This window comes from Mycolicibacterium sp. SMGY-1XX, from assembly GCF_059132455.1.
In genome coordinates this window covers 1034812-1057839 of record NZ_CP101139.1, presented here as the reverse complement: position 1 = coordinate 1057839, position 23028 = coordinate 1034812, and the positions used below count along the sequence as shown (strand labels likewise).

The following is a 23028-nucleotide window of genomic DNA, read 5'->3' as shown; positions in this document are numbered from 1 at the left end:
AACTCATCGCACGCCGAGCACCCGCAGCGCGTTCTCCTTGTAGACCAGCGCGGCGACCGCCGGGTCGAGGCCGAGTGCCTCGAAGTCACGGCGCCAGCGCTGCAGCGTGATGTACGGAAAATCGGTACCGAACAACACCTTGGTCCGTAGTTGCCGGCTCATCGCCTTGACCAGCTGCGGCGGGAAGTACTTCGGCGAATAGCCCGACAGGTCCAGGAACACGTTGGCCTTGTGCGCGGCGATCGCGATCTGGGCGTCCACCCACGGCACCGCCGGGTGCGCCATCACGATCGTCAGGTCGGGGAAGTCCGCGGCGACGTCGTCGAGCAGCATCGGATCCGAGTACCGCAGCTTGATGCCGTGGCCCCCGGGCAGCCCGGACCCCAGACCGGTCTGCCCGGTATGGAACAGCGCCGGCACGCGCGCGTCGGCGATGGCTTCGTAGATCCCGTAGAACCGCCGGTGGTTGGGCTCGAAGCCCTGCACGCTCGGGTGGAACTTGAAACCGCGCACTCCCAGCTGCAACAGTTCGCCGACGCGCTGTACCGCGCCCGGATTCCAGGGGTCGACGCTGCCGAACGGGATCAGTACGTCGTTGTGGCGGGCGGCGCCGGCCACCAGGTCCTCGATGGAATTGGGCCGGTGCCCGGTGGCTGTTTCGGCGTCGATGGTGAACACCACCGCAGCGGCGTGGTGATCGCGGTACTGCTGGGCCAGCTCGTCGACCGTCGCCACCGGGCCCTCGCCCATCTTGAAGTAGGTCCGGGTGGCGTCCACCAGTTCATCGTCGTAGGCAGCGTGCCCGTGACAGTCCACCTCGACGTGCGTGTGAATGTCGACGGCGTCGACGCTGGCGAAATCCACTGCGCAGGAATACGTCACCGCGCGAGCTTAGTCAGAGCGGGGTCCGGCGCGTCACCAATCGGCGCTCATTCGCAGCTCACCCGTCGGCGCGGCCTGGGCGATCTCGGGGATCAGCTGTCCCTGTTCGTCGAACCAGTCCACCGGAATGACATCGGCCGCAGGCCAGTCAGTCGGGGTGCGCAGCACCAGCATCGGCCAGCGGGCCTCGCGCTGCGGATGGGGTGAGCCGGCAGCCTCGGTCAGCGCGGTGATCTCGTCGAGCGCCACATAGAGGGCGGCGGCGAAGCAGCGGTGCAACTCGCTGGTGTCAGTGGCATCCGAGGGGACTGCGCCCCATCCGATCTCGATGGGCTCCCAGCCACGGGCCCGGAACACCTCGCGCACCCCGTCACGATCCATGGACGGCTGGTACAGGATGGGCAGCACCGCGCCGTCGGTCAGCGGGTCGTGCAGGGAGCGGGCCTGCCAGGCGGTCACCGCCTCGTCCTCGTCCACCAGGGCGGCGACCGTCAGTCCCGGTTCGTCGAGGGCCATACCCACCGCGTAGGCCAGTGCGTAGGACCGGCCGCCGCCGTGCGCGGCGAAACCGCCGGTAGGCCTGCCGCCGGCGCGGGTGCCTTCCATCCTGGCCACCGCGTCCAGCGCGGCCATCCCGTCGCGAACTCCCAGGACGAAACGGATCCGCTGCTGACGGCGCACGATCATCCGATTCAGGTGTGCGTAGGTCAGGGTCACCGCCGCCACGCCGGGACGGTTGCCGCCGGGCAGGGCCGAGGCGACGTGATTGGCGGCCCGCCACCACGCGTCCACCCGATCGAGCGTGGTCATGGCGTCGACACTGCCCTGGTCAGGGTGGGTGTCACCAGAGAGCGCATGGCATCGGCACGGGGACTTAAGTCCCTACGTTCCGGGTACCGGGCGGCACTACTGTGGATTCGTGATCTCCGTCTTCCTCGTCGACGACCATGAAGTGGTGCGCCGCGGGCTCGTCGACCTCCTCAGCGGCGACCCGGATCTCACCGTCGTGGGGGAAGCCGGGTCGGTGGCCGAGGCGATGGCCCGGATCCCGGCCGCCCGGCCCGATGTCGCGGTTCTGGACGTCCGGTTGCCCGACGGCAACGGTGTCGACCTGTGCCGGGATCTGCTGGCTGCACACGATGAGCTGCGCTGCCTGATCCTGACATCGTTCACCGACGAGCAATCGATGCTCGACGCCATCCTCGCCGGCGCCAGCGGCTACGTGGTCAAAGACATCCGCGGTATGGAACTGGCCGCCGCCATCAAAGAGGTCGGCGCGGGAAAGTCGTTGTTGGACAATCGGGCTGCCGCTGCGTTGATGTCCAAGTTGCGTAGCGCCGCCGAAGAGGGAGCCGCACCGCAGGACGACCGGTTACGTGACCTGTCCGCCACCGAACGGACACTGCTGGAACTGCTGGGCGAAGGGCTGACCAACCGCGAGATCGGCGAGCGGATGTTCCTGGCGGAGAAGACCGTCAAGAACTACGTCTCCCGGCTCCTGGCCAAGCTCGGGATGCACCGGCGCACCCAGGCCGCCCTGCTGGCTGCCGAGATCCGGCAGAAAAACGATGGCTGATACCGACATTCGCAGTGGCCTCATCGAGGCCATGCTGGCCGTCACCGCGGGTCTGGATCTGGAGCAGACCCTCACGACGATCGTGCACACGGCGATGCGACTGGTGGATGCCCGCTACGGAGCGCTCGGCGTGATCGCCACCGAACCCGGCCCGCGCACCCTCGAGCGGTTCGTCTACGAGGGCATCGATGACGTCACAAGGGATCTGATCGGTCCGCTGCCGGCCGGGCACGGAGTTCTGGGCCTGTTGTTCCAGACACCGGAACCGGTACGCATCGAGAACCTCTCCGAACACCCGGTGTCGGTGGGGTTCCCGCCGAACCACCCGCCGATGCGGACCTTCCTCGGAGTTCCGATCAGGATCCGGGACCAGGTGTTCGGCAACCTCTATCTCACCGAAAAGCTCTCTGGTCAAGTGTTTTCGGCTGACGACGAAGTGCTGGTGCTGGCCCTGGCCGGCGCCGCGGGGATCGCGATCGAGAACGCCCGGCTGTATCACGCCGCACGCAGTCGCCAGATCTGGATCGAGGCCACCCGCGATATCAGCACCAACCTGCTGGCCGGTGATGACGCGGCCGCCGTGCACCGCCAGATCGTGGCGCAGGCGTCGGGTTTGACCGGCAGCACCTACAGTGCCCTGCTGATCCCCGACGACCTGGGCGAGCTGATGGTCACGGCAGCCACCGACACCGGACTGACCGGACTGGCCCTGCCCGTGGCAGGAACCGCCGTCGGACGTGCGTTCACAGACCGGATACCGTTGCGCACCAAGAGGTTCAGTGAACTAGGTGGCGAAGGCCCGGCACTGATCCTGCCGCTGCGGCAACCGGAGGCGACGATCGGTGTGCTGGTGTGTGTGGGTACCGAGGTCTTCAGCGCCGATCAGCTGGAGATGATGGCGGCCTTCGCCGATCAGACCGGCCTGGCTCTGCATCTGGCCGGGGTGCAGAGCCGCGCCGTCGCGACACTGCGGGAGCTCGACGTGTTGTCCGACCGTGATCGCATCGCCCGCGATCTGCATGACCACGTGATCCAACGGCTGTTCGCCATCGGCCTGGCACTGCAGGGCACACGCGGCGGCCAGAGTGACGACACACCGCGCCGTATCTCCGGGGCACTCGACGACCTGCAGGAGGTGGTCCAGGAGATCCGCACCGCCATCTTCGATCTGCACGGTGGCAGCGTCACCAGGCTGCGGCAGCGACTCGAGGAGGCTGTATCCCGGATGACGGCGGATTCGCCGGTGCGCGCCTCCCTGCATGTCAGTGGGCCGCTGTCAGTGGTCGACGCGGCGCTGGCCGATCACGCCGAAGCCGTTGTGCGCGAGACGATCAGCAATGTGGTGCGCCATGCGCGGGCGTCGACGGTCACCGTGAACGTGACCGTCGACGACAACCTGACCGTGGCGGTCGCCGATGACGGCTCGGGCTTTCCCGAGCACGTCACCCGCAGCGGCCTGGCCAATCTGGCGGCCAGGGCCGAGGAATGCGGTGGTCGGCTGTCGATCGACAGCGGCGCCGAGGGTTCGACGGTGACCTGGACGGTACCGCTGCCCTGAGGGCGGTTCGCCGTCGCCGCCGCGGTACATCAGCTGGTACCGGTCGATCTGATCCCGGACAAGGGGTTTGGCCCAGATGCTGGTTCCACCGGGGTTGCCCGGCTCCCTGGCCTCCTCGAGTTGGCGTGCGCCGAGGCGGAAGCCCGCGACGGCGATTGCCATGGCGACGGCGATGGAACCGCCCGACACAGCGGCCAGAACACCATTCCCCCAGGCCAGCGCGGCTACCGACAAGCCGAGCGAGACGAAGGCCAACAACACGAAGACGTACGAGATGTACGTGATCATCGCGGGGCCCGGTCTTTTCGTCAGCGACATGACTTCTCCTTTCCTTCCCAATACGCTACGCGTAGCGTATCGATACGGTCAGTGTAGCGTAGATTCATGACGCAGGCACGAAGCATCGAGGACCGGCTACGTGAGTCCACACTCGAGCTGCTCCGCTCCAGCGGACCGCAGTCGGTCACCGTCGAGGCCGTGGCCGCACATTCGGGTGTGGCGAAAACGACGATCTACCGTCGTCATCGCGACCGGCGGGCACTGCTGGCAAGCGCTCTGACACAGATGGCCTCGCCGCCGCCACCGGACCCGCAGGCCGACGCCGCGCAACGGCTGCGGTGGCTGATCACCCACGCGATCGGGATGGTGCGTGACGGCATCGGTTTCGGCGGCCTGGCGGCCTTGCTCACGAAGAACGACCCGGATTTCACGGCACTCTTCCAGGAGGTCTTGAGCGCCCAGCGCGCCGAACTGGCCGCCGCGATCGACGACACCAAGGCGAATGGTTGGTTGCGGGCCGACGTCGACAACGCCACCTTGATCGACGCGATAGTCGGCGCCTACATCGCCGAGTACGCCCGCAGCCAGAACATCGACAAGAACTGGGAGAAGCGGCTGTTCGACTTCTTCTGGCCGGCGGTGCGCCCCGCCGAGGATCAGTAGCCGCTGGCCCCGGATGCGGTGGTCTTGACGGCCAGCACCTGATCGGCGCCCATGCGGGCCTCCTCAAAGGCCAGCCGGCCACCGACGAGATGGAGCCGCCACGCCCGGGTGACCTCGGGGCCGACCAGATCGACGAACTGCTCATGGTGCACTTCGAACGTCTCGATCCAGGCATCGACGGTGCGGACGTAGTGCTCACGCATCGACTCGATCCCGCGGATCTCGAGGCCGGTCTCCTGCAGGTGACGCACCGTCTGCCACAGCGGGCGCAGGTGCGTGTCCGCAACGGTGTACGAGGGGTCGATACCCTGCGATTTCTGTTGCAGCAGAAGCCGTCCCCGCGGTTTCAGCGCATCGAACATGACGGCCGCGTACCCCGGATACCGAGAGTCACCGACGTGCTCGCCCATCTCGATGGAGCTCACCGCGTCGAAAGCGCCTGCCGCCTCGGGCAATTCGCCGAACTCACGGTAATCCTGCAGCCGCACCTCGACGGCGGCACTGAGACCCCGCTCGCTGGCCCGGACCGCGATGAACCCGCGCTGCTGCTCCGACGCCGTGATGCCGGTGGCGTGCACTCCGTAATGCTCGGCGGCGTGCAGGATCAGCGCGCCCCAGCCGCAGCCGATGTCGAGCAGTCGCATTCCTTCGCGCAGGCCGAGTTTGCGGCACACCAGGTCCAGTTCCGCGGTCTGCGCGTCGTGCAGGGACTGCCCGGACTCCGAGAAGTAGGCAGCGGAGTAGGCCATGTGCTCGTCGAAGAGCAACGCGTAGAAATCCACGGGCAGGTCGGCCGGCCCCTGCGTCAGCGGCGGTGTGGGCGGGGGCCCGAGCGCACCCAGCCGCGCAGCGGTCGTGGCCACCTTCAGCCTGGACACCCGACCGCGGGACGACGGCCTGGCGCGGGCCGCCTGCCAGGCCCGCCGTAGGGCATCGGCGAGGTCGCCCTCGACGTCGACATCACCAGCGACGTAAGCCCGGGCCAGACCGACTTCGCTTGGCGCCCACAACAATCGCCGCAACGCCCGCCGATTGCGGATCACCAGCACCGGCGCGTCACGCGGACCGGCCTCGGTGCCGTCCCACGCCCGCAGCCGCACCGGCAGGGCACTGCCGGTCACCTCACGGATCAGGTCGGCCAACCGGCCCGCTGACGTCATGCCGGTGCAAACACCGTCTTGAACCGCTGCAGCGACTCCTGGATATCGCTCTTGAGCGCCCCAGCCACCAGCATGCCGATGGGCCCGAACAACGCCGGGCCACCCAGATGGACGTCGAACTGCACGGTCGAGCCGCTGGGGGCCGGCCGCACCTTGCCCATCAACTTGACCTTCACACCCCCGCGGCCGTTGCCGTTGAGTGTCATGGCCTCGGGCGGCTTGAAATGCACGATGGTCCAGCTGACCCGGTTCATCATCCCCATCACCTCGACGATGGAGTCGATGACGGTGCCCTTTTCCAGGACGTCGGGCAGCGGGCTACGCCACACCCGGTGGATCGAGAGCCACTCCTTGTACCGCGAGAGGTCCGAGGCGCACTCCCAGGCCTGCTCCGGCGGCAGAGGTACATCGACGGAGACGGACAGTTTTGCCATGACTCAGTTCGGGGTGGTCGGCGGAACCGGCGGCGACGGTGGCGTCGGAGGCGTCGGGGGCACCGGAGGATTCGGCGGCGTCTGCGGTGCGGGCGGCGGAGGTGTGGTGCCCCCATTTGCCGTGCCCTCATTCGCCTTGGCCGCCGCTTTCCGGGCGGCGTCCTGCACCTTGTTCACCGTGCCCGCGTACTTGCCGTGTGTCCTCTTGTCCACGACGTCGCCGGCCTTGTCGATCACCGTGTCCACCTTGTCGGCATTCTTGGCCAGCAGGTCTTTGCCCGTTTTCAGTGCTTTGTCGAGAAATCCCATGTCTCTCAACTTACCCGCCAGAGCCGCCGCTCCTCTCCGAGTAATCGGCCCTGCAACCACCACAGCACCTCGATGACCAGCGCCGCCAGCACCCCGATGATCAACGCGGTGGTGGTCACTTCCACATTCGACGGGTCGAGCATGAACTTCTCCCTGGCCAGCGGGATGGCGAAGATCACGACGTAGGCCAGCCCGGAGGCCGCCACCAGCGCCACCCGCCACCACTCATAGGGGCGAGCCACACACGCCAGTACCCACACCGCCGACACCAGCAGCGTCATCAGCGCCGCCGTCGACGCCTGCGTCTGCACCTGCACCGGGGCGTCCTGACCCTCGTAGGCCAGCAGGTAGGACACAAATGTCGCCGTGCCGACCACCAACCCGGTCGGAAGCGCCGCCACCATGACGCGACGGACGAAGCCCGGATGCGCCCGCTCGGTGTTGGGGGCCAGCGACAGGACGAACGCGGGGATGCCGATGGTGAACCACGCGGCGATGGTGACGTGGATGGGCTGGAAGGGGAACAGCAGCGGGTCACTCCCGAAGAGTTCGGAGCCCAGCCCGGCGATGCCGACCAGCAGCGCCAACAGCACCGAGTACACCGTCTTGGTGAGGAAAAGGTTGGAGACGCGCTCGATGTTGCCGATGACGCGACGGCCCTCGGCCACCACGTAGGGCAGCGTCGCGAACTTGTTGTCCAGCAACACTATCTGCGCCACTGCCCGCGACGCCGGGCTGCCGGAGCCCATCGCGACGCCGATGTCGGCGTCCTTGAGCGCCAGCACGTCGTTGACACCGTCCCCGGTCATCGCGACGTTGTGGCCGCGGGCCTGCAGCGCGTGCACCATGGAGCGCTTCTGATCGGGCCGCACCCGGCCGAACGTGGTGTAGTCCTCCAGCGTTTCGCCCAGTGCCTCCGTCTGGTCCGGCAGGTCACGGGCGTCCATCGCCTCACCCTGCAGACCCAGTGAGCCCGCAACCGCCCCCACCGACACCGCGTTGTCGCCCGAGATGACCTTCACCGACACCTTCTGTTCGGCGAAGTACTCCAGGGTGCCGCGGGCGTCGGGCCGGACCTTCTGCTCGAGGACCACCAGAGCCACAGGCGTCACCCGCCCCGGTGCGCCGGGCGCGTCGACCTGGTGTTCGCACGACCCGACCAACAGCACCCGCAAGCCCTTGGCGCCGATACGCTCGGCGTCCTCCGCGGCCGCCGATGCCGGATCCAGCAGCACATCGGGCGCACCGATCACCCAATTGCCGTGCCCGTCGAACGAGATGCCGCTCCATTTGGTGGCCGACTTGAACGGCGCCACCGCGGTGGCCGTCCAGCCGGGTGAGTGCGGGTAGGCCTCGGCGATGGCGAGCATGCTGGCGTTGGGCCGCGGGTCGGCGGAAGCCAGCGACGCCAGCACATCCGATGTGTCGCCGCCGCCCAGTGCTTTGACCTCGGACAGGCGCATCCCGTTCTCGGTCAGCGTCCCGGTCTTGTCGGCGCACACCACATCGACGCGGGCCAGGCCCTCGATGGCAGGCAACTCGTTGACCAGGCACTGACGCCGGCCCAGCCGGACCACCCCGACGGCGAACGCGATCGAGGTCATCAGCACCAGACCCTCGGGCACCATCGGCACCAGCGCACCGACCATACGCAGCACCGATTCCCGCCAACTGGCGTCGGTGGTGAACAGCTGGGTGTAGATGATCAGCGCACCGGCAGGCCACAGCAGCCAGGTGATGAACCGCAGGATGATGTTGATGCCGCTGCGCAGTTCGGATTTCACCAGGGTGAACTTGCTGGCCTCCTCGGCCAGCTTGGCCGCGTACGCCTCCCGGCCCACCTTCGTCGCCCGGTAGGCCCCGGCGCCGGCGACGACGAAACTGCCCGACATCACGTGGTCGCCGGCGTCTTTGGCGATCGGGTCGGCCTCCCCGGTGAGCAGGGATTCGTCGACCTCGAGATTGCTCTCCTCGACGATCACCCCGTCGACGACGATCTGGTCGCCGGGCCCGAGCTCGATGATGTCGTCGAGCACCACTTCGTTGGGCGCCAGCGGCCCGGTGCCCGATCTGCGTCGCACCGTCGGTTTGGCCTGCCCGACGATGGCCAACTGGTCCAGGGTCTTTTTCGCGCGCAGCTCCTGGATGATGCCGATACCGCTGTTGGCGATGATCAGCAGCCCGAACAGCCCGTTGATCAGGGAACCGGTGGCCAGCACGATCAGGAACAGCACACCGAGGATGGCGTTGATGCGGGTGAGCACATTGCCCCGGATGATCTCGGAGACACTGCGCGCAGCCCGGGTGGGCACGTCATTGGTCTGGCCGGCGGCGACCCGCTGGGCTACCTCGGCGTCGGACAGACCGGCGGCCGTGTCGAGAGCGGGTGTCTCGGTCATCGGGTGAAGGTCCCCCTCTGTTCGGTGTCGTAGTACTCCAGCGTCAGCCGGTCGCCGTCGAAGGTGGCTTTGGAGATGCTCCCCGGCGGGGAGTTCTCCGTGACGAAGCTGAACGTGAAAGTGTTTCCATCCCAATGCTTCAGCGGCCACACCTCACTGTGTGGCCCGACGGCCAGGCCGAGGGTGCCGCCGGCTTCGGTGACTCGTGCGTCGCCCCAGTAAGCGTTGCGATAGGTACCCACCAATTGCTGCAACGGAGGTGCCGGTGCGGGGTTGGGCGGCGGGGTCTGCCCCACCAGCGAGCCGACCGGTGCATCCATCTGGGCGAAGGCGTTGCCGTACAGCGTGCGCCAGTCCTCGCGGACCTCGCCGAACTGAACCAGATCGGCGAACTCGGCGGTCAGCGTCTCCACCAACCCGACGGGGGTGGCATTGCTCAGCGCGACGATCCCGACGTCGGCCGACGGCAGGATCACGAAGTTGGTGCCCGCACCGAGTTGGAACGCACCCGAGTGGCTGAGCGTCGTCCTGGCCGCCGATGAGCTGCCGACGTTGAAGCCGTAACCGTAGAAGCCCGAACGCATCGCGGGCTCGGTGCCGCGATCGGAGACCACCTGCGGGGTGAGGGCGGGCAGCAGCGCGGCCGGCGAGGCGATCTCGTTGCCGTTGAAGGTGCCGTCCGCCAGCACCATCGTCAGCCAGCGCGTCATGTCGTTCAGCGACGAACTCGCCCCACCCGCCGGTGACTGCGCGTCCGCGTTGCGCTGATACAGCGGCTGGAAACCGCCGTCGATCGCGATGTGCCCGACCGCCTTGTTGGGCCGGGCTTCGTAGTCGGCGAACCGCGAGCTGGTGGAGGTCATGCCCAACGGTTTGTACAAAACCTCATCCGACAGCTGCTCCCAGGTGGTCCCGGCGCCGGCGGCCACCGCCTCCGCACCGGCGGTGAGCCCGAAGTTGGTGTAGGCGTAGGAGATTCGATACGGATCGAGTGGAAGCTGAGGGAGCCGGTCCAGCACTTCGCGGCGGTCGTAACCGAGGTCTTCGAGTTCGTCGCCGGCGTGGTCGGGAAGGCCGGACCGGTGCGAGAACAGGTCACCGACGGTGACCATCCGGGTGACCGTGGGGTCCGACAACGCGAACCAGGGCAGCTTCTCCACGACCGGGGTGTCCCAGCTGATCGCGTTCGCGGTGACCTGATGTGCCACCACGGTGGCGCTCAGCGACTTCGACAGCGACGCCAGCTGGAACACCGTGTCGGGGTCGATCTTGTTGGCGGGGTCATCGCCGGCGCGGTTGTCCTTGACCCCGAAACCCTTGGCGTAGATGGTCTTTCCACCGTGGACGACGGCAACAGCCAAACCGGGGATGCCGGAGGATTTCATCAGGTCCCCGGCGATGCCGTCGAGCTTGGCCACCGCGTTCTCTACGGCGTTCTCCGGCAGCGGCATGGCCGGCACCAGCGGCGGCGGCACCAACTCGGCGCTCGGTGCCGCACCGGCCTGCGTGGTGCTGGTCTCAGCCGGTTCCGAAGGTGCCGCGCAGCCGGCGACCATGAGCATCGATACCGCTGCGATTCCGGCACGGACCAGGCAGAAGTTCACAGCGAGAACCGTAACCGGTCAGAACCGCCACCACGGGTCTAATTCGGGGTCCGGCGTGGTCGCCAGCTCCGCACCCACGCGCTCACCCGGGCGGGGCACCGCGGCCGTCACGTTCTCCGCCCGCGCCGCGACCAGCATCCGCTCCACCGGCTCCGACCACGGATGCGGCGCCAGCCGGAAAGTTCCCCAGTGGATCGGCACGAACAGCCCCTTGCCGGGGTCGGTGACGTCGCGGTGGGCGCGGACAGCCTCTTCGGGGTTCATGTGGATGTCGGGCCAGCCCGGGTGATACGCACCCACCGGCATCAGGGTCAGGTCGAAGGGGCCGTATTCGGCTCCGACGTCGGCGAAACTGGCGGTGTACCCGGTGTCACCGCCGAAGAAAGCGCGGTGGCGTGGCCCGATGACCGCCCAGCTGGCCCACAACGTGGTGTTGCGGGTGAGGAAGCGCCCGGAGAAATGCCGCGCCGGGGTGCACACCAACGTCAGCTCGCCCAGCTGGCCGGACTGTCCCCAGTCCAGTTCGACGATCCGGTCCTTGGGGACATGCCACTCACGCAGGTGCGCCCCGATGCCGAGGGGGACGAAGAAGGTGGATCGCTGGCTGCGGGCCAGCGCCTTGATGGTGTCGACATCCAGGTGGTCATAGTGGTCGTGGCTGATGATCACCGCATCGATGGCGGGCAGGGCCTCCAGCGGCGCAGGCACCTGGTGGAGGCGCTGCGGGCCGACCGCACGTGACGGTGAGCAGCGCCGGCTCCACACCGGGTCGGCCAGGATCCGGTAGCCGTCGACCTCGATGACCGCCGAGGAGTGGCCGTACCAGGTGACCGCCAGCTCGGCGGCCTCGACGCCGGTGACCGGCGTGACCAGCGGGATCTCCCCCTGCGGCGTGCTCGCGCGATTGAGCACCAGGTCGCGGACCAACATGCCCTGCTCCTGCGCCGACAGCGAGATCGTCGACGACGGCTCCGTGTTGTGGAACACCCCGTCGCGGAAATTCGGCGACCCCTTGGCCACCGCGGCGATGGCACCGGGGCCGGCACCGAGCGCCGAGGGCGTGCCGTGCAACGCGCGCAGCGCCCAGCCACCCGTCACCAGGGTGGCGGTTCCACCGACGAGTCTGACTGCACTTCTCAGCATTCAGGCACCCTGGAAATTCGGTGGACGCTTCTCCAGCCGGGCGACCTGAGCTTCGATGACGTCCTTGCTGCCCCACGCCGCGTCGAACAGCTCTTTGTGGTGTGGTGGCATTTCGGGCAGGTAGGCACCGTCGTCGTTGAGGACACGTTTGGAGTGCCGCAGCGACAGCGGCGCCAGCCCGGCGATCTCGGCAGCCCAGGCCTGCGCGTCGGCCAGCGTGCCGATCCGGTTGGCCATCCCCGTTTCCAGCGCCGTCTCTGCGCTCAACCTCTCCGCGCCCAGCAGCATGCCGCGGGCCCGGCCGTAGCCGACCAGGCTGGCCAGCCGGTGCACACTCCAGTTGTCCAGCGCCAAGCCGTATTTGGCGATCGGGAACCAGAAGTAGGCGTCGGGGGCGACAACCCGCAGATCGCAGATCATCGCCAGCTGCAGACCCGCGCCGATGGCCGGGCCGTTGATGGCGCCGATCACCGGAACCGGTACCTGGTCGATGGCGATGTTGAGAGCAACCGCCTTGTCCGGGAAGTCGGCGGCGAAGACGTCACCGGACAGATCCGCCCCGGCGCAGAACACCGTGCCCGCGCCGGTGAGCACGATGGCGCGGACGTCCTTGGCCGCTTCGGCCTGGATGGTCTCACGCAGGCCGTCCACCAGTTCGCTGTTGAGCGCGTTGCGCCGCTCCGGACGCTGCAGCTCGATGGTCGTGACGTTCCCGTCGCGGGTGACACCGATCATGCAGTCACAGTACTTAACTCCATCCGACTTCCTCGCTCCTCCTCGCCTCGTCCCTCGGCGCATCGATCGACTCGGGGCTCAAAGTCCTCGCTCCTCCTCGCCTCGTCCCTCGGCGCATCGGTCGACTCGGGGCCTAGCCTCATCCTCGTGAGCCGCATCAGCGCCGTTGAACTCCGCGACACCGTGCTCGACGAGGGGTCGTTCCAGAGCTGGGACGTTCCTCCCGTGGACGTCGGCCCCAACGACAAATACGCCGCCGAACTGGCCGCCGCCCGCGAGGCCACCGGCCTCGACGAATCGGTGCTCACCGGCGAAGGCACGGTGTTCGGGCGCCGCGTGGCAGTGGTGGCGTGTGAGTTCGACTTCCTGGCCGGATCCATCGGCGTGGCCGCCGCCGAGCGGATCACCTCCGCCATCGAACGGGCCACCGCGCTGCAGCTGCCGCTGCTGGCCTCACCCAGTTCCGGCGGGACCCGCATGCAGGAAGGCACCGTCGCATTCCTGCAGATGGTGAAGATCGCTGCCGCCGTCACGCTGCACAAACGTGCGCACCTGCCCTACCTCGTGTATCTGCGGCACCCGACCACGGGCGGGGTGTTCGCGTCCTGGGGCTCGCTGGGGCACGTGACGGTGGCCGAGCCCGGCGCGTTGATCGGGTTCCTCGGCCCGCGGGTCTACGAACATCTCTACGGCGAGCCGTTCCCGTCGGGCGTGCAGACCGCGGAGAACCTGCAACGGCACGGCGTCATCGACGGGGTGGTGCCGCTGGCGTCATTGCGCCACACCTTGGATCGCGCGCTGAAGGTGGTCACCGACTGCCCCGAATCGACCCCTGCCGCCGAGCCCGATGGTGAACTGCCCGACGTTCCCGCGTGGACGTCGATCGAGGCGTCGCGCCGGCCCGACCGGCCAGGGGCGTCGCATCTGCTGCGGCACGGGTGCACCGAGCGGGTGTTGCTGTCCGGGACCGGCCAGGGTGAGGCCGCCTCCACCACGCTGTTGGCGCTCGCCCGGTTCCAGGGGCAACCCGCGGTGGTGCTGGGTCAGCAGCGCGTGACCGGCGGCTTGGTGGGCCCGGCGTCGCTGCGCGAGGCCCGCCGCGGGATGGCGTTGGCCGCCGGTTTGGATCTGCCGTTGGTGTTGATCATCGACACGGCCGGGCCGGCACTGTCCACCGAAGCCGAGCAGGGCGGGCTGGCCGGTGAGATCGCGCGGTGCCTCTCGGATCTCGTGACCTTGGAGGTACCGACCGTGTCGGTGCTGCTGGGCCAGGGCAGCGGCGGGCCGGCGCTGGCGATGGTGCCCGCTGACCGCGTGCTGGCCGCGCTGCATGGCTGGCTGGCTCCGCTGCCACCCGAGGGTGCCAGCGCCATCGTATTCCGCGATACCGATCACGCTTCGGAACTCGCTGCGGCACAAGGGGTTCGGTCACGCGATCTGCAGCGCAACGGAATCGTCGACGTGGTGGTGGGCGAATATCCCGACGCCGCCGACGAACCCGTGGCCTTCTCCGAACGGATGTCGCGTGCCATCGCGGTGGAGTTGGCCGCGCTGCGTGAGCAACCTGCATCGGCGCGGGTGGCGGCGCGGTTGGATCGCTACCGGACGTTGGGGTTGTAACCCCTAGAACGGTGGTTCGTCGTCGTCCGGTGTGGGTGGTGGTGGGGGTGGGCGCCAGTCGGCGCTGATGTGTTCGTCTTCGTCAGGATCGTTGACCCAGGTGCACCAGGGACTGGTCGACGGTGCGCCTTTGAACCAGAAGAGTTTGAACCGCATCTCGTTGCGCCACTGACGGTCAGCGATCTCCTTGGCACGGGCCTGATTGACCCGCCGGGTCTCGGCATTCGCCGCGCGTTTGGCCGCCGCCCCGGCCCGCGCCGCGGCGATGCGTTTCGCTTTCTCGGCGCGGTGGTTGCGCCGCCGCGGCGTCGGCGCCGCACACGCGAGGTCATCAAACAACTCCGCCCCCTCGGGGGTGCTGCGATACACCCACCGGTGGGCGACGTCCAGATCACCGTGCCATCAACCAGCTGCTGACTCTGCCACCCACCGACCCCGGCATGAAACGTCTTGAGCCGGTGATGCACTCGACACTTCGGATCCAGATTCCACGGCACCGTCCACCCACCACGCAACGGCTGCTGATGATCGAAGGCGACACTGTGATCCACATCCGAGCGCCACGCCGAGCGATTGCAGCCAGGAAAACTGCACGTTAAAGACCGGCACCGCACCCACCGCAGCACCGCCGCCGAGGGCTGATACTTCACCAACTCACGCCCGTGCTGCGCCGGCGGCGCCACCGTACGTACCAGCGCCCCATCTTCGGCGATCTGACGGACCTGCTCGGCATCGATGACGCCGTAGCCGTCCAGATAACCCGGCTCGTCGCCGTCGCCGGTCACGGTGGCCGCCGGGGCAATCACATTGATGACAAACCGGGGCCCACCCGGACCGGCCTCGGCCTGCTGCGCGGCGGCCGCCGCGGCGGGGCAATCGGCGTCGCCGCACTCACATCGCAGCACCCAGCGGCGCTCCGCCAGCGGCGTCAACGCATCTACTCGGCGCTGCTCCAGGGTGCGCGGATCCTTCGGGCACACCGTGGCCGCCAACTCGGTCAACGCCTGGTCGAACACCGCGCCCGTGGCCACCGGCACCGACCCACGTACTCCGGCCGTCCCGTTCGGCAACGCCGTGACCACGATCTTGCGCGCAGCATCAGCGCGCACCCGCCGCTCCTTGGCCGCCGCCGGATCCACCCGCCGAATCGCGGTATCCACCGCAGCAAGCAGACGGGTACGCGACCAGCGCTCCCACCCCGACAGCTTGGCCGCCAGATTGCGGTCCACATCCCGCACCGCGTCATGGCCGAGGTAATCGGTGCGGGTGACGATGGCCTTCGTCGACTCCCAATCCAACCGCCCCGAGGCCAACAACCCGAAAGTCTGCGGCAAGCGGGTATCCAGCGCGTCGGCATACCCCACCAGTTTCGACGCCACCGCCGGGGCGACCCCCAACGCCGGACCCACCTCCGCCACCGTACGGGCGAACCCGGTGATCAGCGCATACCCCGGATCCGGATCGTCGCTTTCGGCCTCCAGGGTGCGCCGCCACAACAGCGGCGCAATGGCCGCCATCCGATGCGCCCACACCGCCGACTCATCGAGGCGGGAGCACTCCACCTCATTGAGTAACGCAGACGCATCGAATGTCTCGAACATGTGTTCGATCATGCCATCGGGGGCCGACAGAATCCGGTGAGTTTGTCAGACCCGAGGAGCACCCTGAACCCATGACCGAAACCCGAACCTATCCGCACGGCGTGCCCTGTTGGGTCGACGTCGTGGCCACCGATCTCGATGAGGCCAAACGCTTCTACAGCGGGCTGTTCGACTGGACGTTCCAGGACGCCATACCTGCCGACGCGCCCGGTAGCTACCTGATCGCCACCCTGGGCGGCCGTGATGTCGCGGCCATCTCACCCGCCGAGGAGGGTGAGGAGGTGGCCTGGCGCACCTACATCGCCGTCGACGACGCCGACGCCACCGCGCAGGCAGTCGAAGCTGCGGGCGGCACCGTCACCCTGGCGCCCGTCGATGCCGGCCCGGGCGGTCGGCAGGCGGGCTGCCTGGATCCACGTGGGGCCGCGTTCCGGTTGTGGCAGCCGCGAAATCGGCCGGGCGTTCAGGTGGCCAACGAGCCAGGGTCGTGGAACTTCAGCGATCTGCAGACCTCGGACCCGCAGGCAGCGGCGGCGTTCTATGCGCCGTTGTTCGGCTGGGAAATCGATGATGTCGGCTTCGCGACGCTTATCCGCCGTCCCGGCTACGGCGACCATCTCGAGGCGACGGTGTACCCCGACATCCGGGCGGTGCAGTCGGAGATCAGCGCGCCGCCGGGCTTCGCGGACGCCGTGGCGTGGCTGGCTCCCGCTGACACGGATTTCTGGCAGGTGACCTTCGCGGTGGCCGACCGGGACAGCTCCGCGGACACCGCTGACGGGCTCGGGGCCACCATCGTCGCCACCGAGGACACCGCGTGGACCAAGACCGTGACCATTCGCGATCCGCAGGGCGCGCTGCTGACGTTAAGCCAGTTCACCCCGCCCGGCGCCTAACCTGGCCGCGCGCTCACGAGTGCGGTAGAACAACACCACCACCGCGGCGGCCACCTCAACCAGGGCGATGACGGTCGCAAGAGCCATCAGCGCTGACGGCGCCGATACCGCCGTCAGGTGCAGCGGTGCGCCGTGCTGGTGTGTGCTCCCGCCGAGGTGCACGGCCACCATGCCGAGATTCATCAACGCCACCAGCGTCCAGGCCCGCAACGAGCCGTCCCGCCACAGCTCCCAGGCGCAGAACAGGCACACCCCGAGCATCGCCACCAGCAGCGCTGCGATGGCCGGTGCGCCGGCGTGCCCCAGCATGAGCGCGTGCAAGGCCGCCGAGCACACCGCCAGCAGCGCGCACAGGCGCCGACCGGTGAGGGCGCAGGCGCGACCGACGGACATGGTTCAACTCTGACACCGCTGGGCCACCTCCGCTGGGTGAACCGCGTTCTCAGACACGCGCGGGCACCGACAGCGGCTCGGACACCTTGTCCGCCAGTGAGTTGTCGGTGAACGCGCCGCGGTAGCGGGCGGCCGGATGGGTCGAGGGCACGCGGTCAGCTCCCCCGCCGGACAGCTTGTGCCGCAACGTGCCCGACTTGTCGGTCGAGATCAAACCGCGTCTGCGGAGCTCGGGAAACAGCAGCTCGGCGATATCGCTGAAGGTGTGCGGGCGCACCGCATGGAAGACGTTCACCCCGTCGATCCCCGCGTCTCGCCACTCCTCCAGTTTGTCGGCGACCTGTTCGGGGGTACCGACAATGCGGCTGCTGCGTTCGAACGCGCGGCCCAGATCGGCGATCGTCGGGTCATCGGTACCCGCGGACTCGCCCGCCCAGCGCGCCCAACCCTGCACACCGCGGAACTCGCCGAGCTGCGAAAGTGGTGTCTCCAAGGGCAGCGCTCCGGCGTCGATACCGGCGTCACCGAGGATGTGGCACAGCACGCCCTCGACGGACAGCAGCTCCTCCATCCGGGCTTCCTTCTCACGGGCCTCGTCCTCGGTGCGGCCCACCACCAGCGAGAGCCCCTGGAAGAACTTGACGTCATAGGGGTCGCGGCCGTAATCGGATGCGAGGGAACGGGTTTCCTCGATCAGGCCACGTGCCGACGCCGGATCCGGGCTGGAGATGAACACCCCTTCTGCGTTGCGGGCCGAAAAGCGTTGCCCCACCGGGGAAGCGCCGGCCTGGAACAGGAACGGGACCCGCTGCGGTGACGGCGCGACGAAGTGCGGCCCCTCCACCGAGAAGTGCTCACCGACGTGGTTGATGCGATGGATCTTGGAGGCGTCGGCGTGCACGCCGGCGGCTTTATCGGCGACGAGGGCGCCCTCGTCCCAGGAGCCTTCCCACAACTTGTAGGCAACGTCGACATACTCCGCAGCGATCTCGTAGCGCAGGTCGTGCTCGATGAGCTTGTCGTGCCCGTAGTTGCGATAGGTGTTGTCGGAGAAGCTGGTGACGATGTTCCAGCCCACCCGGCCACGGGTGTAGTGATCCAAAGTCGAGATGCGCCTGGCGAAGTCGAACGGCGGGCTCTGCACGATGGAGCTGGTGTACACCAGGCCGATGTTCTTGGTGGCGGCGGCCAGCGCCGAGATGAGCACCGACGGGTCGTTGGTCGGGATCTGCATGCCCTCGCGGGCCACCAGCTCATACGATCCGTTCCACGGTGAGCGCAACCCGCTGACATCGGCAAAGAACAGCAGGTCGTAGCCGGCCCGATCGACTTCCCGGGCCAGCTCGGTCCAGTGCTCCAGAGAGTTGATCTGGTGGTTCTCGGCCGACGGATCGCGCCACAGCCCGTGGATGACGTGCGACGGCGTGTTCATCACGAATGCCGAGTAATACAGCGGACGGTTTTTGGGCGGTTTTGGCACCAAGCCACCCTAGGAGCGCCACTGCCGGCCGTCGGGGGTTCAAATCAGCGTGGTCGGAACTCGTGGCCGGAACTAGAGCCCCAGCAGCCGCGTCGACTCCTCGCGCATCTGCACCTTGCGGACCTTGCCGGTCACCGTCATCGGGAACTCGTCGACGATGTGCACATAACGCGGGATCTTGAAGTGCGCCAACTTGTTCGAGGCGAACGCCCGAAGTGCCTCTGCATCCAGCGGTTCACGGTCGGCGCGCATCCGGATCCACGCGCAGATCTCCTCGCCGTACTTGACGTCCGGAACACCGATCACCTGCGCATCCTCGATGTCGGGATGGGTGTAGAGGAACTCCTCGATCTCGCGGGGGTAGACGTTCTCGCCACCGCGGATGATCATGTCCTTGATCCGGCCCACCACATTGCAGTAACCGTCGTCGCGCATCACGGCCAGATCTCCGGTGTGCATCCACCCATCGGAATCGATTGCCTCGCTGGTCTTCTCGGGATCATCCCAGTAGCCCAGCATCACCGAGTAACCGCGGGTGCAGAACTCGCCTGGCTCACCGCGGGGTACCACCTCACCGGTGTCGGGATCGACGATCTTGATCTCGACATGGGGATGTGCGCGCCCGATCGAGGCGGTACGCCGCTCGAGATCGTCGTCTATCAGGGTCTGACACGACACCGGCGAGGTCTCGGTCATCCCGTAGGCGATCGCCACTTCGTCCATGTGCATATCGGCGATGCAACGCTTCATCACCTCGACGGGGCACACCGCACCGGCCATGATCCCGGTGCGCAACGACGACACGTCCTTGTCCGCGAAATCAGGGTGGCCCAGCATCGCGATGAACATCGTGGGCACGCCGTACACACCGTTACAGCGTTCTGCGGCAACCGCATCCAGGGTTGCCCCCGGATCGAAACCGGGCGCCGGAATGACGATGGTGGCGCCGTGGCTGGTACACCCGAGGTTGCCCATCACCATGCCGAAGCAGTGGTAGAACGGCACCGGGATGCACAACTTCTCCCCGGGTTGCAGCGCGATCATCTCGGTGACGAAGAACCCGTTGTTGAGGATGTTGCGATGCGAGAGGGTGGCACCCTTGGGGAATCCTGTTGTACCGGAAGTGTATTGGATGTTGATCGGGTCGGTGTTGCGCAGCTTCGCACCCCGGGCGTGCAGCTGATCGGCGGAGACGTCCGCCGACCGGGCGCACAACCGGTCCCAGTCCTCGGTACCGAGGAAGATCACATCCTGGACGTCGGCACGCACCTCGGCCACCATCGTCACGTAGTCGGAGGTCTTGAAACCCGTCGCCGCGATCAGCGTCCGCACCCCGGATTGCCGTAACACGTAAGCCAATTCATGTGTCCGGTAGGCCGGGTTGATGGTCACCAGCACGGCGCCGATCTTCGCCGTCGCGTACTGTACGAGGACCCATTCGGCGCAGTTCGGAGCCCAGATACCCACCCGGTCACCCGCCTGCACACCGAGTGCCATCAGGCCGCGCGCCACCACGTCGACATCGGCGTCGAACTCGCGGTAGGTCCAGCGCCGGTCACCCGCCACATCGACCAGGGCGTCCACGTCCGGGTACGCGGCCACCGTGGCCTCCAGGTTGGCCCCGATCGTCATCTCCAGGATCGGGGTGTTCGTCGGTCCAGAGTCGTAAGAGTTCACTGCACCAGGTCCTCATAGCGGTATTCGGTGGCGATCGGAGCTCCGGCCTGATGGGCCTCCTCTTCCCGGCGGCGCAGCTCGACGCGCCGGATCTTGCCGGAGATGGTCTTGGGCAGCTCGGAGAACTCCACCCGCCGCACCTTGAGGTAGGGGGCGAGGTGGTCACGGGCGTGCTCGAGGATGGCCTTGGCGGTCTCTTCGGACTCCTCCCAACCCGCGGCCAGCGCGATATATGCCTTGGGCACCGCCAGCCGGGTGGCGTCGGGTTGCGGAACCACGGCCGCTTCCACCACCGCGGGATGCTCGATCAACACGCTTTCCAACTCGAACGGCGAGACCTTGTAATCGGAGGACTTGAACACGTCATCGGTGCGGCCGATGTAGGTGATGTAGCCGTCTTCGTCGCGGCTGGCGACATCACCGGTGTGGTAGTAACCGCCTGCCATGACGGTGGCGTTGCGCTGCGGGTCCCCGAGGTATCCGGTCATCAGGTTCAGCGGGCTGCGGCTCAGGTCCAGACAGATCTCCCCCTCGTCGGCCAATTCGCCACTCACCGGGTCGACGAGCACCACCGGGACACCGGGCATCGGCCGGCCCATGGACCCGGCTTTGACCGGTGCGCCCGGGGTGTTACCCACCTGCAGGGTGGTCTCGGTCTGACCGAAGCCGTCGCGAATGGTCAGCCCCCACGCCCGTTCCACCTGCGCGATGACGTCCGGGTTCAGCGGTTCCCCGGCGCCCAGGACCTCACGCAGGCCTTCCGGTTTCGCACCGAGATCGGCCTGGATCAGCATCCGCCACACCGTCGGGGGCGCACAGAAGGTGTTCACCTTCGCCCGTCGCAACTGGTTCAGCAAGGCGGTGGCATCGAAGCGGGCGTAGTTGTAGACGAAGATCGTGGCCTCGGCGATCCACGGGGCGAAAAAACAGCTCCAGGCGTGTTTGGCCCAGCCCGGCGAGCTGATGGCCAGATGTACGTCACCGGGTTTCACGCCGATCCACGCCATGGTCGAGAAGTGCCCGACGGCGTAACTGATCTGAGAATGCTCGACGAGTTTGGGCTTGCTGGTGGTACCGGAGGTGAAGTAGATCAACATGGGGTCGTCCACCGAGGTCACCGCTTCGAACTTCTGCGGCTGTTCGTCGTAGGCGTCGGTGTAGGTGTGCCAGCCGTCCACGGGCTCGCCGACCACGATGCGCGTGTAGTCGCCGTCGACCTGCGCGAACTTGGCGGTGTCGGCGGTGTTGGCGACGACGAAGCGTGCGCCGCCGCGGCTGATCCGGTCACTCAGATCCGCCGCGCCCAGCGCCCCGGTGGTGGGCATGATGATGGCGCCCAGCTTGGCGATGGCCAGCATGGCCTCCCACAGTTCGACCTGGTTCCCCAGCATCAGGATCACCCGGTCGCCCTTGCCGACGCCCCGCGCGCGCAGCCACACCGCCACCCGGTCGGAGCGTTGTGACATCTCGGCGAAGCTGACCTTCTGCTCGGAGCCGTCGGCTTCGACGATCCACAGGGCCGGCCGGTCATTACCGGCGGCAATGACGTCGAACCAGTCGACGGCCCAGTTGAACGTGCCGGTCAGACGGGGCCATTCGAAGCTCGCGACCGCTTTGTCATAGTCGCTGATGACGTCGACCAACTGGTCGCGCGCGCTGCGGTACAGATCGGTGTTGCTCATACCAACTAGGATCTACGTCACAGTTGTCCGTGCACTACCCCCGAAAGAGGGTGAATTCGTGACCGTGCTGCGGCCGCGCGACACTGACGCGGTTCGTGCCGAACTGCGTGGCATTGCGGCCGAGGCCGCCGTACCGGTGCTCTTCGGCGGCGAGGTACAGGGCGGCAGCCTGTTGCTCACCGAGTTCGTGGGCACCCGCACCAGTGGACTGCGCGGCCTCACCGTGCACCGCAACTCCGGCCTGGGCGGCGCGAGCATGGTTTCCGGCCGCGCACTGTCGGTGTCCGATTACCGCAACGCCGCGTCCATCACCCACGACTACGACGCGCCGGTGCTGACCGAGGGCATTCGCAGTGTGCTGGCCGTACCGGTGGTGGTCGACGGTCAGCCGCGGGCGGTGCTCTACGGCGCGCACCGGGCCAGCGCGCCGATCGGCGGACGGACCGCCGAACTGATGCTCGCCGCGGCCCACCGGCTGGGCCGCGAGCTGCACGTACGCGACGAGGTGGACCGGCGGATGCGGCTGCGCGAGGCCGCCCTGGCCGGCGCCATGGGCGCCGACGAAGACGTCCGCGCGGTACACGCCGAGCTGCGCCGGCTCGCCGCCGCGGCCGAAGCGCCCACCCCTGCGCAGCTCCAGGCGCTGGCCGATCAGTTGGCGGGCGGAGTGACGGGCGCACCCGGTGCGCCGCTGGGCCGGTCGCCGAGCCCGAGGGACGAGGGCGACAGCGGGCCGGCCCCATACAAACTGAGCGGACGCGAGCTGGATGTGCTGGCCCAGGTGGCGTTGGGTTGCACCAACGCTGAGGCGGCGCAACGTCTTTCATTGAGGCCGGAGACCGTCAAGAGCTACCTGCGCAGCGCCACCACCAAACTGGGCGCCCGTACCCGCTACGAGGCCGTGTCCAAAGCCAGGTTGGCCGGACTGCTGCCGTGA

General features: G+C 67.7%; 20 protein-coding genes. 6 read left to right on the top strand and 14 right to left on the bottom strand.

Going from position 1 to position 23028, the window contains the following annotated elements:
- Positions 1–3: 3 nt before the first annotated feature.
- Together NL241_RS05125 and NL241_RS05120 are read right to left on the bottom strand one after the other, a co-directional pair.
- Positions 4–882, bottom strand: a complete 879-nt coding sequence (locus NL241_RS05125) for an amidohydrolase family protein (RefSeq protein ID WP_494396950.1) — start codon at positions 880–882, stop codon at positions 4–6.
- Positions 883–915: 33 nt separating this feature from the next.
- Complete coding sequence (locus NL241_RS05120) at positions 916–1692, bottom strand: phosphoketolase family protein (protein ID WP_487696137.1); 777 nt, start codon at positions 1690–1692, stop codon at positions 916–918.
- 109 nt (positions 1693–1801) lie between these two features.
- Here NL241_RS05120 and NL241_RS05115 point away from each other — a divergent pair, with 109 nt between their 5' ends.
- The 3 genes from NL241_RS05115 to NL241_RS05105 all read left to right on the top strand — a co-directional run bounded on the left by NL241_RS05115 (position 1802) and on the right by NL241_RS05105 (position 4958).
- Complete coding sequence (locus NL241_RS05115; protein ID WP_494396949.1) at positions 1802–2458, top strand: response regulator transcription factor; 657 nt, start codon at positions 1802–1804, stop codon at positions 2456–2458.
- Entirely contained in the window at positions 2451–4016 is a 1566-nt protein-coding gene (locus NL241_RS05110; RefSeq protein ID WP_494396948.1) for a GAF domain-containing sensor histidine kinase, read from the top strand. The genes NL241_RS05115 and NL241_RS05110 overlap by 8 nt, the downstream gene beginning before the upstream one ends.
- 384 nt (positions 4017–4400) lie before the next feature.
- A complete protein-coding gene (locus NL241_RS05105) occupies positions 4401–4958 on the top strand; it encodes a TetR/AcrR family transcriptional regulator (RefSeq protein WP_494396947.1) in 558 nt (185 codons plus the stop codon).
- Here NL241_RS05105 and NL241_RS05100 read toward each other — a convergent pair.
- From NL241_RS05100 to NL241_RS05070, 7 genes are read right to left on the bottom strand one after another with little or no spacing between them, the layout of a single operon-like run.
- Positions 4952–6118, bottom strand: coding sequence for a class I SAM-dependent methyltransferase (locus NL241_RS05100; RefSeq protein ID WP_494396946.1), 1167 nt, complete (start codon positions 6116–6118; stop codon positions 4952–4954). The two genes, NL241_RS05105 and NL241_RS05100, sit on opposite strands and share 7 nt — an antisense overlap.
- Positions 6115–6552, bottom strand: a complete 438-nt coding sequence (locus NL241_RS05095) for a type II toxin-antitoxin system Rv0910 family toxin (protein WP_487696132.1) — start codon at positions 6550–6552, stop codon at positions 6115–6117. Before NL241_RS05095 ends, NL241_RS05100 begins: the two co-directional genes overlap by 4 nt.
- Positions 6553–6555: 3 nt before the next feature.
- On the bottom strand, positions 6556–6861 hold the full coding sequence (locus tag NL241_RS05090) for an antitoxin (RefSeq protein WP_487696131.1): 306 nt from the start codon (positions 6859–6861) through the stop codon (positions 6556–6558).
- Positions 6862–6866: 5 nt separating this feature from the next.
- Entirely contained in the window at positions 6867–9260 is a 2394-nt protein-coding gene (locus NL241_RS05085) for a cation-translocating P-type ATPase (RefSeq protein ID WP_494396945.1), read from the bottom strand.
- On the bottom strand, positions 9257–10822 hold the full coding sequence (locus tag NL241_RS05080) for a serine hydrolase (RefSeq protein ID WP_494398242.1): 1566 nt from the start codon (positions 10820–10822) through the stop codon (positions 9257–9259). Before NL241_RS05080 ends, NL241_RS05085 begins: the two co-directional genes overlap by 4 nt.
- Positions 10823–10882: 60 nt before the next feature.
- Positions 10883–12007: an MBL fold metallo-hydrolase gene (locus tag NL241_RS05075; protein ID WP_487696128.1), complete on the bottom strand. Its 1125-nt coding sequence runs from the start codon at positions 12005–12007 to the stop codon at positions 10883–10885.
- Positions 12008–12742, bottom strand: a complete 735-nt coding sequence (locus NL241_RS05070; RefSeq protein WP_487696127.1) for an enoyl-CoA hydratase — start codon at positions 12740–12742, stop codon at positions 12008–12010.
- Positions 12743–12889: 147 nt separating this feature from the next.
- Between NL241_RS05070 and NL241_RS05065 the strand changes: the two genes are divergently transcribed.
- Positions 12890–14362: a carboxyl transferase domain-containing protein gene (locus NL241_RS05065; protein ID WP_487696126.1), complete on the top strand. Its 1473-nt coding sequence runs from the start codon at positions 12890–12892 to the stop codon at positions 14360–14362.
- Here the strand turns inward: NL241_RS05065 and NL241_RS05060 are convergent.
- Entirely contained in the window at positions 14341–15963 is a 1623-nt protein-coding gene (locus NL241_RS05060; protein WP_494396944.1) for an HNH endonuclease signature motif containing protein, read from the bottom strand. The two genes, NL241_RS05065 and NL241_RS05060, sit on opposite strands and share 22 nt — an antisense overlap.
- 71 nt (positions 15964–16034) lie before the next feature.
- Between NL241_RS05060 and NL241_RS05055 the strand changes: the two genes are divergently transcribed.
- Entirely contained in the window at positions 16035–16859 is an 825-nt protein-coding gene (locus tag NL241_RS05055; protein WP_487696124.1) for a VOC family protein, read from the top strand.
- Here the strand turns inward: NL241_RS05055 and NL241_RS05050 are convergent.
- The 4 genes from NL241_RS05050 to NL241_RS05035 all read right to left on the bottom strand — a co-directional run bounded on the left by NL241_RS05050 (position 16830) and on the right by NL241_RS05035 (position 22091).
- Entirely contained in the window at positions 16830–17252 is a 423-nt protein-coding gene (locus NL241_RS05050) for a hypothetical protein (RefSeq protein WP_487696123.1), read from the bottom strand. The two genes, NL241_RS05055 and NL241_RS05050, sit on opposite strands and share 30 nt — an antisense overlap.
- A gap of 49 nt (positions 17253–17301) precedes the next feature.
- On the bottom strand, positions 17302–18684 hold the full coding sequence (locus NL241_RS05045) for an LLM class flavin-dependent oxidoreductase (RefSeq protein WP_494398241.1): 1383 nt from the start codon (positions 18682–18684) through the stop codon (positions 17302–17304).
- 120 nt (positions 18685–18804) lie between these two features.
- Entirely contained in the window at positions 18805–20409 is a 1605-nt protein-coding gene (locus NL241_RS05040) for an AMP-binding protein (protein ID WP_494396943.1), read from the bottom strand.
- Positions 20406–22091: an AMP-binding protein gene (locus NL241_RS05035; protein WP_494396942.1), complete on the bottom strand. Its 1686-nt coding sequence runs from the start codon at positions 22089–22091 to the stop codon at positions 20406–20408. The genes NL241_RS05040 and NL241_RS05035 overlap by 4 nt, the downstream gene beginning before the upstream one ends.
- Before the next feature lie 58 nt (positions 22092–22149).
- Here NL241_RS05035 and NL241_RS05030 point away from each other — a divergent pair, with 58 nt between their 5' ends.
- A complete protein-coding gene (locus NL241_RS05030; RefSeq protein WP_487696120.1) occupies positions 22150–23028 on the top strand; it encodes a LuxR C-terminal-related transcriptional regulator in 879 nt (292 codons plus the stop codon).

What these genes read in the sequence shown, in the direction of transcription:
- NL241_RS05120 (WP_487696137.1), bottom strand. Translation starts at nt 1,692, where the DNA reads ATGACCACGCTCGATCGGGTGGACGCGTGGTGGCGGGCCGCCAATCAC.
- NL241_RS05110 (WP_494396948.1), top strand. Translation starts at nt 2,451, where the DNA reads ATGGCTGATACCGACATTCGCAGTGGCCTCATCGAGGCCATGCTGGCC.
- NL241_RS05105 (WP_494396947.1), top strand. Translation starts at nt 4,401, where the DNA reads ATGACGCAGGCACGAAGCATCGAGGACCGGCTACGTGAGTCCACACTC.
- NL241_RS05100 (WP_494396946.1), bottom strand. Translation starts at nt 6,118, where the DNA reads ATGACGTCAGCGGGCCGGTTGGCCGACCTGATCCGTGAGGTGACCGGC.
- NL241_RS05095 (WP_487696132.1), bottom strand. Translation starts at nt 6,552, where the DNA reads ATGGCAAAACTGTCCGTCTCCGTCGATGTACCTCTGCCGCCGGAGCAG.
- NL241_RS05090 (WP_487696131.1), bottom strand. Translation starts at nt 6,861, where the DNA reads ATGGGATTTCTCGACAAAGCACTGAAAACGGGCAAAGACCTGCTGGCC.
- NL241_RS05085 (WP_494396945.1), bottom strand. Translation starts at nt 9,260, where the DNA reads ATGACCGAGACACCCGCTCTCGACACGGCCGCCGGTCTGTCCGACGCC.
- NL241_RS05080 (WP_494398242.1), bottom strand. Translation starts at nt 10,822, where the DNA reads ATGCTCATGGTCGCCGGCTGCGCGGCACCTTCGGAACCGGCTGAGACC.
- NL241_RS05075 (WP_487696128.1), bottom strand. Translation starts at nt 12,007, where the DNA reads ATGCTGAGAAGTGCAGTCAGACTCGTCGGTGGAACCGCCACCCTGGTG.
- NL241_RS05070 (WP_487696127.1), bottom strand. Translation starts at nt 12,742, where the DNA reads ATGATCGGTGTCACCCGCGACGGGAACGTCACGACCATCGAGCTGCAG.
- NL241_RS05060 (WP_494396944.1), bottom strand. Translation starts at nt 15,963, where the DNA reads ATGTTCGAGACATTCGATGCGTCTGCGTTACTCAATGAGGTGGAGTGC.
- NL241_RS05055 (WP_487696124.1), top strand. Translation starts at nt 16,035, where the DNA reads ATGACCGAAACCCGAACCTATCCGCACGGCGTGCCCTGTTGGGTCGAC.
- NL241_RS05050 (WP_487696123.1), bottom strand. Translation starts at nt 17,252, where the DNA reads ATGTCCGTCGGTCGCGCCTGCGCCCTCACCGGTCGGCGCCTGTGCGCG.
- NL241_RS05045 (WP_494398241.1), bottom strand. Translation starts at nt 18,684, where the DNA reads ATGAACACGCCGTCGCACGTCATCCACGGGCTGTGGCGCGATCCGTCG.
- NL241_RS05035 (WP_494396942.1), bottom strand. Translation starts at nt 22,091, where the DNA reads ATGAGCAACACCGATCTGTACCGCAGCGCGCGCGACCAGTTGGTCGAC.